Origin of the sequence: Streptomyces sp. NBC_01288 (assembly GCF_035982055.1) — a bacterium.
GTDB lineage: Bacteria > Actinomycetota > Actinomycetes > Streptomycetales > Streptomycetaceae > Streptomyces.
On sequence record NZ_CP108427.1, the window covers coordinates 4,599,213 to 4,613,745 of the forward strand.

Annotated in this window: 15 protein-coding genes; 5 read left to right on the forward strand and 10 right to left on the reverse strand. The window is 68.0% G+C overall.

Annotation, left to right across the window (positions count from 1 at the left end):
- Positions 1-85: 85 nt before the first annotated feature.
- On the forward strand, positions 86-1,741 hold the full coding sequence (locus tag OG194_RS20370; RefSeq protein ID WP_327402244.1) for a threonine/serine ThrE exporter family protein: 1,656 nt from the start codon (positions 86-88) through the stop codon (positions 1,739-1,741).
- 95 nt (positions 1,742-1,836) lie between these two features.
- Here OG194_RS20370 and OG194_RS20375 read toward each other — a convergent pair whose 3' ends face one another.
- Positions 1,837-2,754 carry a DedA family protein gene (locus tag OG194_RS20375; RefSeq protein WP_327402245.1) on the reverse strand — a complete coding sequence of 306 codons (918 nt, stop codon included), beginning with the start codon at positions 2,752-2,754 and terminating at the stop codon, positions 1,837-1,839.
- Positions 2,755-2,895: 141 nt separating this feature from the next.
- Here OG194_RS20375 and OG194_RS20380 point away from each other — a divergent pair, with 141 nt between their 5' ends.
- The gene (locus OG194_RS20380; protein WP_327402246.1) at positions 2,896-3,261 is read left to right on the forward strand and encodes a YbjQ family protein; all 366 of its coding nucleotides are present in this window, start codon (positions 2,896-2,898) and stop codon (positions 3,259-3,261) included.
- Between the two features lie 20 nt (positions 3,262-3,281).
- Here the strand turns inward: OG194_RS20380 and OG194_RS20385 are convergent, their stop codons facing one another.
- On the reverse strand, positions 3,282-4,067 hold the full coding sequence (locus tag OG194_RS20385; RefSeq protein ID WP_327402247.1) for a MerR family transcriptional regulator: 786 nt from the start codon (positions 4,065-4,067) through the stop codon (positions 3,282-3,284).
- 137 nt (positions 4,068-4,204) lie between these two features.
- Between OG194_RS20385 and OG194_RS20390 the strand changes: the two genes are divergently transcribed.
- Positions 4,205-5,488, forward strand: coding sequence for an ion channel protein (locus tag OG194_RS20390; RefSeq protein ID WP_327402248.1), 1,284 nt, complete (start codon positions 4,205-4,207; stop codon positions 5,486-5,488).
- Between the two features lie 38 nt (positions 5,489-5,526).
- The gene (locus OG194_RS20395; RefSeq protein WP_327402249.1) at positions 5,527-6,933 is read left to right on the forward strand and encodes a glutamate decarboxylase; all 1,407 of its coding nucleotides are present in this window, start codon (positions 5,527-5,529) and stop codon (positions 6,931-6,933) included.
- 273 nt (positions 6,934-7,206) lie between these two features.
- On the opposite strand, the gene OG194_RS20400 is transcribed toward OG194_RS20395, so the two are convergent.
- From OG194_RS20400 to OG194_RS20425, 6 genes are all read right to left on the reverse strand, one after another.
- Complete coding sequence (locus OG194_RS20400; RefSeq protein ID WP_327402250.1) at positions 7,207-7,968, reverse strand: ABC transporter permease; 762 nt, start codon at positions 7,966-7,968, stop codon at positions 7,207-7,209.
- A complete protein-coding gene (locus tag OG194_RS20405; protein WP_327402251.1) occupies positions 7,965-8,990 on the reverse strand; it encodes an ATP-binding cassette domain-containing protein in 1,026 nt (341 codons plus the stop codon). Before OG194_RS20405 ends, OG194_RS20400 begins: the two co-directional genes overlap by 4 nt.
- A 74-nt stretch (positions 8,991-9,064) precedes the next feature.
- Positions 9,065-9,706 carry a PadR family transcriptional regulator gene (locus tag OG194_RS20410; RefSeq protein WP_327402252.1) on the reverse strand — a complete coding sequence of 214 codons (642 nt, stop codon included), beginning with the start codon at positions 9,704-9,706 and terminating at the stop codon, positions 9,065-9,067.
- 24 nt (positions 9,707-9,730) lie between these two features.
- Positions 9,731-10,279 carry a DinB family protein gene (locus tag OG194_RS20415; protein ID WP_327402253.1) on the reverse strand — a complete coding sequence of 183 codons (549 nt, stop codon included), beginning with the start codon at positions 10,277-10,279 and terminating at the stop codon, positions 9,731-9,733.
- Positions 10,280-10,436: 157 nt separating this feature from the next.
- A complete protein-coding gene (locus OG194_RS20420; RefSeq protein ID WP_327402254.1) occupies positions 10,437-11,897 on the reverse strand; it encodes an aldehyde dehydrogenase family protein in 1,461 nt (486 codons plus the stop codon).
- A gap of 119 nt (positions 11,898-12,016) precedes the next feature.
- A complete protein-coding gene (locus OG194_RS20425) occupies positions 12,017-12,841 on the reverse strand; it encodes a helix-turn-helix domain-containing protein (RefSeq protein WP_327407144.1) in 825 nt (274 codons plus the stop codon).
- Between the two features lie 353 nt (positions 12,842-13,194).
- Between OG194_RS20425 and OG194_RS20430 the strand changes: the two genes are divergently transcribed.
- On the forward strand, positions 13,195-13,707 hold the full coding sequence (locus OG194_RS20430; protein WP_327402255.1) for an ATP-binding protein: 513 nt from the start codon (positions 13,195-13,197) through the stop codon (positions 13,705-13,707).
- A gap of 74 nt (positions 13,708-13,781) precedes the next feature.
- Here the strand turns inward: OG194_RS20430 and OG194_RS20435 are convergent, their stop codons facing one another.
- Both OG194_RS20435 and rpsR read right to left on the reverse strand, forming a co-directional pair.
- Positions 13,782-14,000, reverse strand: a complete 219-nt coding sequence (locus OG194_RS20435; protein WP_405953234.1) for a DUF397 domain-containing protein — start codon at positions 13,998-14,000, stop codon at positions 13,782-13,784.
- A gap of 287 nt (positions 14,001-14,287) precedes the next feature.
- Positions 14,288-14,533, reverse strand: coding sequence for a 30S ribosomal protein S18 (gene rpsR, locus OG194_RS20440; RefSeq protein WP_327402257.1), 246 nt, complete (start codon positions 14,531-14,533; stop codon positions 14,288-14,290).

The window sequence follows — 14,533 nt, forward strand, 5'->3', positions numbered from 1 at the left end:
GCCGCACGCACACGCGTGCGGCCTGTTTCCATGTCTGTGCGCATACTGAAGATCGCTGGAGGTGTCGTACAGGGAGTGCTACGGAGTGACGGAAGCCGAGGACCGCAAGCCGCAGTCGGACGAGGCCAGGAGTGCCTTCACGGCTCCGGTGGGCGTCGAGGCGATGGCCGTGGCGGCAGCTGACGGGGAGTCGTCCACGACCTCCGAGTTCGCCGTTCCGAGCGGGCTCGACGTGACGCACGCCCCGGCTGTCGAGGACTCCGAGGGCTCGGCGTTCAGTCCGCCCAGCCTGTACAGCTCGCGCAAGGCGCCGCCCGCCTTCACACCGCCGACCGGGATTCCCGTCGTCAGCCTCACCAAGGATGTGCCCTGGCAGGACCGGATGCGCACGATGCTGCGCATGCCGGTGGCCGAACGGCCCGCTCCGGAGCCGGTGCAGAAGCCCGACGACAGCGGCCCCGCCGTACCGCGCGTGCTCGATCTGACGCTCCGCATCGGCGAGTTGCTGCTCGCGGGCGGCGAGGGCGCGGAGGACGTCGAGGCGGCGATGTTCGCGGTCTGCCGCTCCTACGGCCTCGACCGCTGCGAGCCGACCGTCACCTTCACCCTGCTGTCGATCTCCTATCAGCCCTCCCTGGTGGACGATCCGGTGACCGCGTCCCGGACCGTACGGCGCCGGGGCACCGACTACACGCGGCTCGCGGCCGTGTTCCGGCTGGTCCAGGACCTCAGCGATCCGGAGACCGCACTCTCCTTGGAGGACGCCTACCGGCGGCTCGCGGAGATGCGGCGCAACCGGCACCCGTACCCCGGCTGGGTGCTGACCTCCGCCAGCGGGCTGCTCGCCGGTGCCGCCTCCGTGCTCGTCGGCGGTGACATCATCGTGTTCTTCGCCGCCGCGCTCGGCGCGATGCTCGGCGACCGGCTGGCGTGGCTGTGCGCGGGGCGGGGGCTGCCGGAGTTCTACCAGTTCACGGTCGCCGCGATGCCGCCCGCCGCGATAGGGGTCGCTCTCACGGTCGCCAACGTCGATGTGAAGGCCTCCGCGGTCATCACCGGTGGGTTGTTCGCCCTGCTGCCCGGGCGAGCGCTGGTGGCGGGCGTACAGGACGGACTGACCGGCTTCTACATCACCGCGTCGGCCCGGCTCCTGGAGGTCATGTACTTCTTCGTCGGCATCGTGGCCGGCGTCCTGATCGTCCTGTACTTCGGCGTGAAGCTCGGCGCGCAGCTCAATCCGGACGTGGCCCTCGGCAACTCCGACCGGCCGTTGTGGCAGATCGGCGCGTCCGTCCTGCTGTCGCTGACCTTCGCCGTACTGCTCCAGCAGGAACGATCCACCGTGCTCCTGGTGGCCCTCAACGGGGGTGTCGCCTGGTCCGTCTACGGGGCGATGCGCTTCGTCGCCGAGATCTCGCCGGTTGCCTCTACGGCCGTTGCGGCGGGGTTGGTCGGGTTGTTCGGGCAGTTGCTGTCGCGGTATCGGTTCGCGTCGGCGTTGCCCTACACGACCGCGGCGATCGGGCCCCTGTTGCCGGGGTCCGCCACCTACTTCGGGCTGTTGGCGATCGCGCAGAACGAGGTCGACAAGGGGCTGGTGTCGTTGGCCACGGCGGCGTCTCTCGCCATGGCCATCGCGATCGGGGTCAATCTGGGGTCGGAGATCTCGCGGTTGTTCTTGCGGATTCCGGGGGCGTCTGCGGGGGCGCGGCGGGCGGCCAAGCGGACTCGGGGGTTCTGAGCGCCTAGTAGCTCGGGGCGGGCTGTTTGTGGGCGAGTGCAGGCTCGTTGTGGCTGGTCGCGCAGTTCCCCGCGCCCCTATGGGGCGCGCTGTCGCTAGCCCTGTGGGTAGCCGTTCTGGGAGTAACCCTGACCCTGGCCCTGGTTGTTGTACGGGGGGTACTGCTGGTTGCCGTACTGCTCGTTGCCGTACGGCTGTTGCTGCGGCTGGTACGGCTGCTGCTGTTGGGGCTGGGCGTAGTACTGGTCGTAGCCGTTGTTCTGGTCGTAACCGGTGTTGTTCTGGGGCTCGTCGATGCGGCGGAGCTGGGTCGTCGAGTCGTCCATGATCACCGGGAACGGCTGGGTCGCGGCCGGGTCGCCGGGCTGCTCACCGGAGGCCTGGGGGTTCTTCTTGGCCTTGGAGCGGGCGCGCAGGAACTCGATGATGATCGGGACCACGGAGATCAGGACGATCAGGATGAGGATCGCTTCGATGTTCTTGTGGACGAAGTCGATGTTGCCGAGCCAGGAGCCGAGCAGGGTGACGCCCGCGCCCCACAGGACGCCGCCGATCACGTTGAACGTGATGAAGGAGCGGTACTTCATGCCGCTGACGCCGGCGATGATCGGCGTGAAGGTGCGCACGATGGGCACGAAGCGGGCCAGGACAAGGGACTTGGGGCCGTACTTCTCGAAGAACTCGTGCGCCTTGACCACGTTCTCCTGCTTGAAGAGGCGTGAGTCCGGGCGGTTGAAGAGCGAGGGGCCGACCTTCTTGCCGAAGACGTAACCCGCCTGGTCGCCGAGGATCGCGGCGACGCAGATCAGCGCGACGGCCGCCCACAGCGGGAAGTCGAGGGTGCCCGCGGTGATCAGCAGGCCGCAGGTGAAGAGCAGGGAGTCACCCGGCAGGAAGAACCCGATGAGCAGGCCGGACTCCGCGAAGACCACGAGCAGGAGGCCCCAGATCCCGAACCGGTCGAGCATGGTGTTCGGATCGAGCCAGCTCGGGCCGAGGGCGAGCGTCATCACGGTTCCGGGCTCCTGAGGGGTGGAGGGAGGTGCCAGCGTCCAGGTACAGCCGCACAAAGCTATCAACGCGATGTGTCCGTCCCAGGTTCCACCGGTGACTCCAGGATGCACTGTGCACCCCATAGGACAAAGCTGTGAGCCATGGGTATCGAAGAGTACGGCGGCGGCCAGGGGCCGCAGGCCGATGTGTTGGTCGTGACGACGAACGACGTCCCCGGCTACCGGGTCGAGCAGGTGATCGGCGAGATCTTCGGGCTGACCGTGCGCTCACGGCATCTGGGCAGCCAGATCGGCGCCGGTCTGAAGTCGATGGTCGGCGGTGAATTGAAGGGGCTCACCAAGACCCTTGTGCAGACCCGCAACCAGGCCATGGAGAGGCTGATCGAGCAGGCACGCGCGCGTGGGGCCAACGGCGTCCTGGCGTTCCGCTTCGACGTGACCGAGGCGGCGGACGTCGGCACCGAGGTGTGCGCCTACGGGACGGCGGTGGTCCTGGCCCGGGAGTAGCGGTACCCCCGGGCCGGGCTCTAGGAGGTGTGCCGGGACGCGTTCGCCAGGATCGCGTCCCTGAGGTGCTCGGCCAGGCCCGGGGCCATCGCGTCGTAGAACGCCTTGAAGCGCTCGTCGGAGACGTACATCTCGGCCAGACAGGTGTGCATCTCGTAGGAGCACGCGTAGAACCAGCGGTCGATGTGCAGGCGGTGTTCCTCGGCGAGGGCCGTCGCCGCGTCGCCGGTCGGGGGTTCGCCGGCGGTCACCAGGGTGGCGTAGCGCTCGCTCCAGGCGTCGACCTCGGCCTGGAGTCGCTTCCAGTCGTCCTTGGTGTAGCGGGCGGCCCGGCGCTGCGACTCGGCGTAGGCCTCGGTGCCGCCCCAGCGCTGTTCTGCTTCCTCGGCGTACTGCTCGGGGTCCTTGTCTCCGAAGACCTCGAAGCGTTCCTCGGGGGTGAGGTTGATGCCCATCGTGCGTGCCTCCATGGCGTGTTCCACGGCCTCGGCCATCTTCTGGAGCTTCTCGATCCGGGCGGTCAGCAGCTCGTGCTGGCGGCGCAGGTGGGTGCGCGGGTCCGTCTCCGGGTCGTCGAGCAGGGCCGCGACCTCGTCGAGCGGGAAGCCGAGTTCCCGGTAGAACAGGATCTGTTGGAGCCGGTCGAGGTCGGCGTCGCCGTAACGGCGGTGCCCCGCGTGGCTGCGCTCGCTCGGGACCAGCAGGCCGATGTCGTCGTAGTGGTGCAACGTCCGCACGGTGACCCCGGCGAACCCGGCGACCTGCCCTACGGAGTAGGAGTCGTCCCGCCCTACGGAGTAGCTCACTTCCCGCTCCCTTCTTCCATCTGCGCTCCACGCTGAGGCCTCACGCCACGTGAGGTGCAAGCCCCGCAAGCCTCCCGGCCCCGTAGTGCTCGCTTCCTCAAGATGTTCGCTCCGTTTTGCCCGCTTATGGTGAGCCCGTGGCCCAGGACAGCGCGCAACAGGCACCCGTTGCCCCTACGACCCCGGCGCGCACCCTGCTGCCGTTGATCGTCCCCGCTCTCCTCGTGGGCGTGCTCGCGAGCCTGCTCTTCATCGGGGTCAGCGAGGCGGCCGAACAGCTCCAGCACGTGCTCTGGAAGAACCTCCCCGACGCCCTGGGCATCGGCCGCTACTCGGTCCTCTGGATGCTCGTCATGCTGACGGCCACCGGCATCGTGGTCGGGCTGGTGGTGTGGAAGGTGCCCGGGCACGCGGGTCCCGATCCGGCGACCACAGGCCTGGAGGCCGTACCGCTGCCACCCATGGTGCTGCCGGGCCTCGTCCTGGCGACCGCGCTGATGCTCGCGGGCGGGCCGAGCCTGGGTCCCGAGAACCCGATCATCGCCGTGAACGTGGGGCTCGCGCTGTGGGCGGGGCGCAGGCTGGCGCCGAGGGTGCCGGGCGGGGTGTGGGGGGCGCTGGCCGAGTCGGCGACGATCGGGGCGCTGTTCGGGACGCCGGTCGCGGCGGCGCTGCTCATCTCGGAGGCGCTGGCCGGGCGCAATACCAAGGGGGCCCTCTGGGACAACGTGTTCGCACCGCTCGCCGCCGCCGGTGCGGGTGCCATGACGACCACCCTGGTGGCCCATCCGACCTTCGACCTGCACCTGCCCGCGTTCGGTCGGCCCGGCTGGGGCGATCTGCTGGCGGTCCTGGTGCTGGCACCCCTGGCGGCGGCGCTCGGCATGGCGGCCGTCTACCTCTTCCCGTACGCCCACGGCGCCTTCTCCCGCCTCAGACACCCCATGCTGGCGCTGCCGGCCGGCGGACTGGTCCTGGGCCTTCTGGCGGCCGTGGGCGGCCATCTGACGCTCTTCAAGGGGCTGGACGAGGTCGGGGAGCTGGCGGCCGACCCCGAGGGCTGGTCGGCGGGCCAGTTCGCGACGATGACCGTCGTGAAACTGGCGGCACTGCTGGTCGCCGCGTCCTGCGGCTTCCGGGGCGGCCGGATCTTCCCTTCCGTCTTCATCGGCGTCGCGTTCGGCCTCTTCGCTCACGCGGTCGTACCGGCCGTGGACCCGGCACTCGCGGTCGCCGCGGGCGTCCTGGGCATGCTCCTGGCGATCACTCGACAAGGCTGGGTAAGCCTCTTCACGGCGGCGATCCTCGTGTCCTCCCCGGCGATCCTCGCCCTCCTGTGCATCGGCTCGTTGCCGGCCTGGCTGCTGGTGACCGGGAGACCGCAGATGCAGTTGCGCGCGGACGGAACTCCGGTTCGCTAGTACCCGTTGGTTCTTTTGATCCTTATCGGAGGCACGCCATGCCGTTGCACCAAGGTCCCGACCAGCCCGCCGAACGCCCCATGTCCGTGAACCCCTTCTACGGGGAGGCCAATCCGGTCGGCGGCATGACCGAGGCCCCGCCCAAGCACCGGCTCCCGGACACGCCGTTGCCCCCGATGACGGCGGCCCAGCTCGTGCACGACGAGCTGATGCTGGACGGCAACTCCCGCCTGAACCTGGCGACTTTCGTCACCACGTGGATGGAGCCGGAAGCCGGCGTCCTGATGGCGGAGTGCCGGGACAAGAACATGATCGACAAGGACGAGTACCCCCGCACCGCGGAGCTGGAGAAGCGCTGCGTGGCCATGCTCGCGGACCTGTGGAACGCACCCGATCCCTCAGCCGCCGTGGGCTGCTCGACAACCGGCTCCAGCGAGGCCTGCATGCTCGCCGGAATGGCCCTCAAACGCCGCTGGACACAACGCAACAAGGACCGCTACCCGGCGGCCCGCCCGAACCTGGTGATGGGCGTCAACGTCCAGGTCTGCTGGGAGAAGTTCTGCAACTTCTGGGAGGTAGAGGCCCGCCAAGTCCCCATGGAGGGCGACCGCTTCCACCTCGACCCCCAGGCCGCCGCCGAACTCTGCGACGAGAACACGATCGGCGTCGTAGGCATCCTGGGCTCCACCTTCGACGGCTCCTACGAGCCGATCGCCGACCTGTGCGCCGCCCTCGACGCACTCCAGGAGCGCACGGGCCTCGACATCCCGGTCCACGTGGACGGCGCGTCCGGCGCCATGGTCGCGCCCTTCCTGGACCCGGACCTGATCTGGGACTTCCGCCTCCCGCGCGTGGCCTCGATCAACACCTCGGGCCACAAGTACGGCCTGGTCTACCCGGGCGTCGGCTGGGCCCTGTGGCGCGACAAGGAGGCCCTCCCGGAGGAACTCGTCTTCCGCGTCAACTACTTGGGCGGCGACATGCCCACCTTCGCCCTCAACTTCTCCCGCCCCGGCGCCCAAGTAGTGGCCCAGTACTACACATTCCTGCGCCTGGGCCGCGAGGGCTACCGCGCGGTCCAACAGTCCACCCGGAACGTGGCCCGAGGCCTCGCCGACCGCATCGAGGCCCTCGGAGACTTCCGACTCCTCACCCGGGGCGACGAGTTGCCGGTCTTCGCCTTCACCACCGCCCCGGGCGTCACGACGTACGACGTGTTCGACGTCTCCCGCCGCCTACGCGAACACGGCTGGCTGGTCCCGGCGTACACCTTCCCGGCCAACCGCGAGGACCTCTCGGTCCTCCGGATCGTAAGCCGCAACGGCTTCTCCGCAGACCTCGCCGAACTGTTCCTGGACGACCTGACCCGCCTCCTCCCCGAACTACGCCGCCAGCCCCACCCCTTCACCCCCGACAAGGGAGCGGCAACAGGCTTCCACCACTGATCCGGGGGCCACGGCCCGCCCCCCGCGTACGGCGAGAAGGCGACGTGTCGGGGGGTGTCCGCCCGCAGCGGTTGGCGCGTCAAACACGGTCAAGCCGATGGCCAACAGCCCCCGCGCCAATCCGAGGACGGACACCCCCCGGCGCGGCGCCGACCCCCAACGCACCCCAGGCGAACAACAACGCACCCGCACCAAGACACAAAGCCGCACCCCCAACCACCCAGGGGCGCGGGGAACTGCGCGACCAGCCCCCACCGGCCCGCACCCGACAACTCACCCCCCAATCCCCCGAAACCGCCGCACAGCCAGCGGAAAAAACACCACCAGCAAGCCCAACGGCCAGACCACAGCGGCCCAAACATGCCCCGACTCTCCCCCGGGCCCACCAAAAAGCTCCCGCACAGCAGTCGCGGTCTGAGACATCGGATTCCACTGAACAACCACGCCCAGCCACCCAGGCATGGCAGCCGGCGTAGCCAAGGCGTTGGACAGAAACCCGACCGGCCACACCAGAATCTGCACGGCCTGCACCATCTCAGGCCGCCCCGCCACCAGCGCCAGATAGATCCCGACCCACAACATGGCGAACCGAAAGAAAAGCAACAGCCCCACGGCGCCCAGGAATTGCCCAGCCCCGGCATGCGGCCGCCAACCAAGCCCGAGCCCAACCCCGATCAGCACGACAAGACCGATCGCCGACTGCAACATGTCCGCAGCCGAACGCCCCACCAACACCGCCCCGTCAGCCATCGGCATCGACCGGAACCGATCGATCACCCCCTTGTTGAGATCCTGTGTGACGGCGACCATCGTCCCCTCAAGCCCGAAGGCCATGGTCAGCGCGAGCATCCCGGGCACCAGGTAGTCGACGTAGTCACCCTCGACCGCCCGCCCACCGCCGATCAGATACCCGAACATCAACAACAGCATCACCGGGAAAACCAGACTCACCACGACCTGCACGGGCTGCCGCGCCCAGTGGGCGAGTTCACGCCGGGTCATGGTCCAGGAATCGGTCAGAGCGTAGGCACTCACACGGCCTCCTTCACGTTCGTACGACGGTCCGCGCCCGCCCCGTCACCGTCTCCCGTGAGATGCAGGAACACCTCGTCCAGAGTGGGCCGCCGCAACGCCACATCCTCCGCATCGATCCCGCCCTCCTCCAGCGCCCGTACGACCCCGGAGAGCGCCGCCATCCGGTCGGAGACCGGCGCACTGAGCAGCCGACGATCCGCATCGACCCGAATGTCGCCGACAGGCAGCGGCAACAGCGCGACAGCGGCGCCCAGTTGACCCGCGTCACGTAGAACAACGTCGATACGGTCGCCACCCATACGAGACTTCAGCGAGTCCGGGGTCCCGTCGGCGATGACGCACCCCCGGTCAACTACCGAGACCCGGTCGGCGAGTTGATCGGCCTCCTCCAGGTACTGCGTGGTGAGCAGAACCGTCGTACCACCCCCGACCAGGGAACGGACCGCCGTCCACACCTCGGCCCGACCACGCGGATCGAGACCGGTCGTCGGCTCGTCCAGGAAGAGGATCTCCGGTGCGGTGACGAGCGAGGCGGCGAGATCCAGCCGCCGCCGCATGCCTCCGCTGTAGGCGCGAACCGGCTTACGACCGGTGTCGGCGAGATCGAAACGTTCCAGGAGCTCATCGGCACGCACACGCGCGGGACGGGCACCCAGGTGATGAAGACGGCCGAACATCTCCAGGTTCTGCCGACCACCCAACTCCTCATCCAGCGCCGCATGTTGACCGAGCAGCCCGATACGAAACCGAACCGCACGAGCCTCGCTCAGCACGTCGTACCCCGCGACCTCGACCCGGCCGGAGTCGGGCCGCAACAGGGTGGACAGAACACGGACCAGAGTGGTCTTGCCCGCGCCATTGGGCCCGAGCACCCCGTGCACGGTGCCGCGCGCGACCCGCAGATCGAGCCCGTCCAACGCCTTCTTGCCCCCCTTGGAGCCGTCACCCCCCTCAGCCTTCCGGTTTTTCTTCTCCCCGTACGTCTTGTGCGCGTCCTCGACGATGATCGCCGCGTCGGCCACTGGACACCCCTTCGCTAGTCAAACTTGACTACACGCTCGAAAGTAACGCCGTAACCCTCGTTAGTCAAACTTGATTAGTGACTATCCCCCGGGTGCCGCTCCCCCGTCGCGTACGGGTTCTCCTCGTCGTCCCGCAGGACACCGACGAACGGCGCACCCTCCCCCACGAAGGTGTACGCCCCGCCCTCGATGCGCTCGATCAGCCCCTGGGTCCACGCGGCCTCAGCGTCGGCCGTGTGGATCCAGAGGTTCATGATCTCGCCGATGTGGCCCAGCTGTTCGGGGCCTCCCTCGGGGATGTAGTACTCGGTGACCGAGGCCCGCCACTGGGCGATACCCCGAGTGCGCTCCTGGAGCAGCGCCACCACCTCGGCCCTGGGCAGATCGACGATGCCCCCGATGGCGGCCGACTTCACGTCCATCTGCTGGTCGTACGACGACAGCGCCTCGCGCAGCAGCCGGAAGTACTCCTCGGTGCCCCCGTCGGTGATCTCGTACTCCGTGCGCGGCGGGCCCCCGACGGTGGACGGCGCGATCTCGTGGGCGTGCAGGAAACCCTGCTTGGCCAGCTGTTTCAGCGCGTGGTAGATCGAGCCGGGCTTGGCGTTGGACCACTCGTGCGCGCCCCAGTACTCCAGGTCGTTGCGCACCTGGTAACCGTGGGCCCGCCCGTGCTGGCGCACGGCGTTGAGCACGAGGAGACGGATCGCTGACATGGGCTCAGCGTAGAACCCGGCAGGTCAGCCCCGGGTCGTACCCCGCTCCTTCACGTACAGCTCGAAGGCGGTGGCGCCGTCCAGGGACTCGCGGATGATGTCGGCATGGCCGGCGTGCCGGGCGGTCTCGCGGATCAGGTGCAGGCAGAGCCAGCGCACGGAGACGCGGCCCTCCGGCGGGAACCAGGGCTCGCTCGGGACCGGGAAGGTGTCGTCGAGGCTCGGCACCGAGCGGATGTACGCCTCGGTCTCGGCGGCGACCTTCTCCCAGTACGCGAGCTGCGACTCGACGGTCTCGCCGTCGACCAGCCGGAACGTCTCGTGCCAGTTGGCCTGGTCGCGCTGGACGGCCGGCGGTTCCTGCTTCGCCCGGGCGATCCAGCCCTGCTCGACGTCGGCGACATGCTTGAGCAGCCCGGAGAGGGAGAGCTCGCTCGCGCTCGGCCTGCTCGCGGCCTGTTCCTCGGTCAGCCCGAGCAACGCCCTGCGGATACCGCCCCGTTGGTCCTCGATGAACGTGAGCAGTGACCCTCGCTCGTCGCCCTGTGCGTCCGCGGGTACGTGCGTGACCATGGCCTTCGCCTTTCGCCGGTGCCGACCGGGAGCCTGTCCCCCTGCCCGACGTCGATGAAGCTACGGGCCATCGAGGTCAGGTTCTGTCCTCAATGGCCCGGGCTACGGTGTCGTACTCAAAAAAACAGCTGCTCAGGAAAACCAGCTGCTCAAGGGATCAGAACGGGAAGCCGCTCCGCCCGTGCTGCACCGAGATCCACTTCAGGCTGGTGAACGCGTCCAGCATCGACTCGCCGTTGAGGCGGCCCACGCCCGAGGCCTTCTCGCCGCCGAAGGGGACGATCGGCTCGTCGTGGACGGTGCCGTCGTTGACGTGGAACATGCCCGTGTCGATCTGCTTGGCGAAGTTCACGCCGCGCTCGATGTCACCGGTGTGGACGGCACCGCTGAGGCCGTACGGCGTGTCGTTGACGATGCTCACGGCCTCCTCCTCGCCGTCGAACGGGATGAGGAAGGCGACCGGGCCGAAGACCTCCTGGCGGAGCAGGTCCGAGTCGGCGGGGACGTCGGTGAGGACCGAGGGGGAGACCAGGTTGTCGGTGGTCGTGCCGTGGACCAGAGCCGTCGCGCCTTCCGCGATCGCCTGCTCGACGACACCCGAAAGGGCATCCGCCTGCTGAGAGTTGATGACCGGGCCGATGACGGTCTGCGGGTCGCGCGGGTCGCCGACCTTGAGGGACTTGACCTTGGTGACGAACTTCTCGGTGAACTCGTCGGCGATCGACCGGTCGACCAGGACACGGTTCGCGGCCATGCAGACCTGGCCCTGGTGGACGTAGCGGCTGAAGACCGCCGCGTCGACCGCGTAGTCGATGTCGGCGTCGTCGAGGACCACGATGGCGCTGTTGCCGCCGAGTTCGAGCACCGTGCGCTTGAACTGCGCGGCGCAGACGGTCGCGACGTGGCGGCCGACCTTGTCGGAGCCGGTGAAGGAGATGACCTTCGGGATCGGGTGCTCGATGAACGCGTCGCCGATCTCGGCGATGTCCGTGATGACGACGTTCAGGAGACCGCCCGGCAGGCCCGCGTCCTCGAAGATCTTCGCGACCAGGGAACCGCCGACGATCGGGGTGTTCTGGTGCGGCTTGAGGACCACGCCGTTGCCCAACGCCAGTGCGGGGGCAACCGACTTGAGGGAGAGGAGGAACGGGAAGTTGAAGGGGCTGATCACACCGACGACGCCCACCGGGACGCTGTAGACGCGGTTCTCCTTGCCGTCGACCGGCGAGGGGATGATCCGGCCCTGGGGGCGCAGCGCGAGGTGGATCGCCTCGCGCAGGAACTCCTTGGCGAGGTGCAGTTCGAAGCCGGCCTTCAGGTGCGTGCCGCCGAGTTCGGCGATGATCACCTCGGCGATCTCCTGCTCGCGGTCCTCGATGAGCCACAGGGCCTTCTCGAACACGGCACGACGGGCGTAGGGGTTGGTCGCGCCCCACGCCTTCTGCGCGCGGGCGGCAGCCTTGTACGCCTCGTCGACCTCGTCGACCGTGGCTATGGTGATCGACGCGAGCTTCTCGCCGTCGTACGGGTTGAAGTCGATGATGTCCCAGGAGCCGGTGCCCGGGCGCCACTCACCGTCGATGTACTGCTGAGCCAGGTCGGTGAAGTAGGACGACATGTGATCCCTCAATCGCTCAAATCGTCAGCAGGCACGATCAGTTGCAGACACGATCAACAGCAGACCGGACGATCCATCACGATCATCACGGTCTGATCACACGTCATCGTACTTGTGTTTCAAGAGAGTTGGAGCAGTCCCCGGAGAAGATCCCGGCTCTCGTCCGGGCCCGGGCTGTCCTGCTGAAGCTCCTTCAGCGCCTTCTCGTACTGGGCCACGTCCTCGGACTTGTCCAAGTAGAGCGCGCTGGTGAGCTGTTCGAGATAGACGACGTCCGAGAGGTCGGACTCGGGGAACGACAGGATCGTGAAGGCACCGGACTCGCCAGCGTGCCCGCCGAAGCCGAACGGCATCACCTGGAGGCGGACGTTGGAGTGTTCGGAGACCTCGATCAGATGCTGCAACTGACCGCGCATCACCTCGCGGTCGCCGTACGGGCGGCGCAGGGCGGCCTCGTCCAGGACGATGTGGAAGTCCGGCGCGTTCTCGTTCACCAGGTACTTCTGCCGCTCAAGTCGCAGCGCCACCCGCCGTTCCACGTCGGCCGCACTCGCGCCCTTCATGCCGCGCCGGACGACCGCGCGGGCGTAGGCCTCGGTCTGGAGGAGTCCGTGGACGAACTGCACCTCGTAGACGCGGATGAGGGAGGCGGCGCCCTCCAGGCCCACATAGGTGGGGAACCAACTGGGCAGGACGTCCGAGTAACTGTGCCACCAGCCCGCTACGTTGGCCTCCTTCGCGAGGGAGAGGAGTGAGATGCGCTCCGCCTCGTCCGTGATGCCGTACAGCGTCAAGAGGTCCTCTACGTCCCGGGTCTTGAAGCTCACTCGCCCCAGCTCCATGCGACTGATCTTGGATTCGGAAGCGCGGATCGAGTACCCCGCCGCCTCTCGGGTGATCCCGCGTGCTTCCCGCAGTCGCCTGAGTTGCGAGCCGAGCAGCATCCGCCGCACCACCGATCCGGGCTCTCCCGCGCTCACGTTCGCCAGCCTCCCCAACCTCTTCAGGGGCCGCAGTCTGCCACTAAAACACTTCGAGCAGTACTCGTTCGGTTACAGAAATGGAAAGAAGGGACGCCCGTTCACAGGAAGTTGTCAGGAAGACGTCAGGAAGAAGCAAGGTCGGAGGGCGAGAACGGCGTGAAGTTGGCGGAAAAAATGGCCAACAAGCGGTACGGGAGGGTCCAATTCGGTCAGCTGCACGTGCATCTGCCCTTGCATCTGCTGTACGCATCCGAAACCATGGTCTCGCGCCACCGCTGCATCGCAACGACCGCGAATTCCCGGGAGTGCCTCGCATGGGGACGAATGGATCGACCATGCTCGAGCCGTTACGGCAGGGCCTTCCGCCGCTGGACCCTTCGGCCGTGTCCAGCGCCGCGTCGTGTGCTCTGGCCGCCCGCTACGAAGCGGTGCGCGAGGCACGGCAGTTCACCCGCCGCACGCTCGACCAGTGGGACATAGGCGACCGCTTCGACGACGTCTGCCTGGTCGTCTCCGAACTGGTCACCAACGCGCTGCGCCATGCCCTGCCGGCCAACACCCCGCGCGTCCCGGAGCAGAACCCGCCCGTGCGGCTGCACCTGATGCGCTGGACCGAGCGGCTGGTGTGCGCCGTGCGCGACCCCAGTCACGACAGCCCCGTCGCCCGCGAGACGGAGGACTTCTCGGCGGAGTCGGGCCGCGGCCTGTTCCTCGTCGACTCGTTCGCCGACGGCTGGGGCTGGCACCCGCTGGCGGGGACGCTCAGCGGCAAGGTGGTCTGGGCGCTGTTCCGGCTCCAGGGCGAGGCCGCGCAGCAGAACGCGTGAGGAACCGCGGCTCTTTTTGAGGCCGCGGTTCTACGCGCGTTGCCGCCGTTTCCGCAGGTCGGCGCGTTGTCCCGCTATCCCGCTGTCAGGTGGTCGAACTCGCCGTCCTTGATGCCCAGGAGCATCGCCTCGATCTCGGCGCGGGTGTAGACGAGCGCCGGGCCGTCGGGGAAGCGCGAGTTGCGTACCGCGACGTCGCCGCCGGGCAGTCGCGCGAACTCCACGCAGGATCCTTGCGAGTTGCTGTGCCGGCTCTTCTGCCAGGCCACTCCGTCCAGCTGCGTGGCAGCCATGCCGTTGTACACGTCGAACCCCAAGTACACGCTGTCAACGCGGTGGTCCACAGGTCGCTCCCGGTTGTGCACTGGCTGGTGTGGCCATTGATGCAGTGGTCAACTGTTCCGGATCATAGCCCTGTTCATGTGCAGCTGCATGAGCAGATGCACGTGCACGGGGCGTGGCCCTCCGGTTACAGCTTTGACGACTGCTTTACCGATGCCGTTCCAGCGTCTGCCCAGGACCGGGCAGGACATGTACTAGGGAAGACGTGTACGGGGGCCCTTGTGTTCCATGCGGGCGGCTATCGGGTCGAGTACGGCAACAATGCCATCTCCCGGGCGTTCTTGATCGCAGCCGCCAACTGCCGCTGCTGCCGCGCCGATACGCCGGTGACCCGACGGCTGCGGATCTTGCCGCGGTCGGAGACGAAGCTCCGCAGCAGCGCGGTGTCCTTGTAGTCGATGTACTCAACTCCGGCCGCTTCCAAGGGATTACGGCGGGACTTGGCGGGCCGGCGCGCGGACTTGAGGTCGGGCTTGCGGGGCAC

Coding starts and splice junctions, on each gene's coding strand:
- OG194_RS20380 (WP_327402246.1), top strand. CDS start 2,896: ATGGGTATCGAAGAGTACGGCGGCGGCCAGGGGCCGCAGGCCGATGTG.
- OG194_RS20395 (WP_327402249.1), top strand. CDS start 5,527: ATGCCGTTGCACCAAGGTCCCGACCAGCCCGCCGAACGCCCCATGTCC.
- OG194_RS20410 (WP_327402252.1), bottom strand. CDS start 9,706: ATGTCAGCGATCCGTCTCCTCGTGCTCAACGCCGTGCGCCAGCACGGG.
- OG194_RS20415 (WP_327402253.1), bottom strand. CDS start 10,279: ATGGTCACGCACGTACCCGCGGACGCACAGGGCGACGAGCGAGGGTCA.
- OG194_RS20420 (WP_327402254.1), bottom strand. CDS start 11,897: ATGTCGTCCTACTTCACCGACCTGGCTCAGCAGTACATCGACGGTGAG.
- OG194_RS20425 (WP_327407144.1), bottom strand. CDS start 12,841: ATGCTGCTCGGCTCGCAACTCAGGCGACTGCGGGAAGCACGCGGGATC.
- OG194_RS20430 (WP_327402255.1), top strand. CDS start 13,195: ATGGGGACGAATGGATCGACCATGCTCGAGCCGTTACGGCAGGGCCTT.
- OG194_RS20435 (WP_405953234.1), bottom strand. CDS start 14,000: ATGGCTGCCACGCAGCTGGACGGAGTGGCCTGGCAGAAGAGCCGGCAC.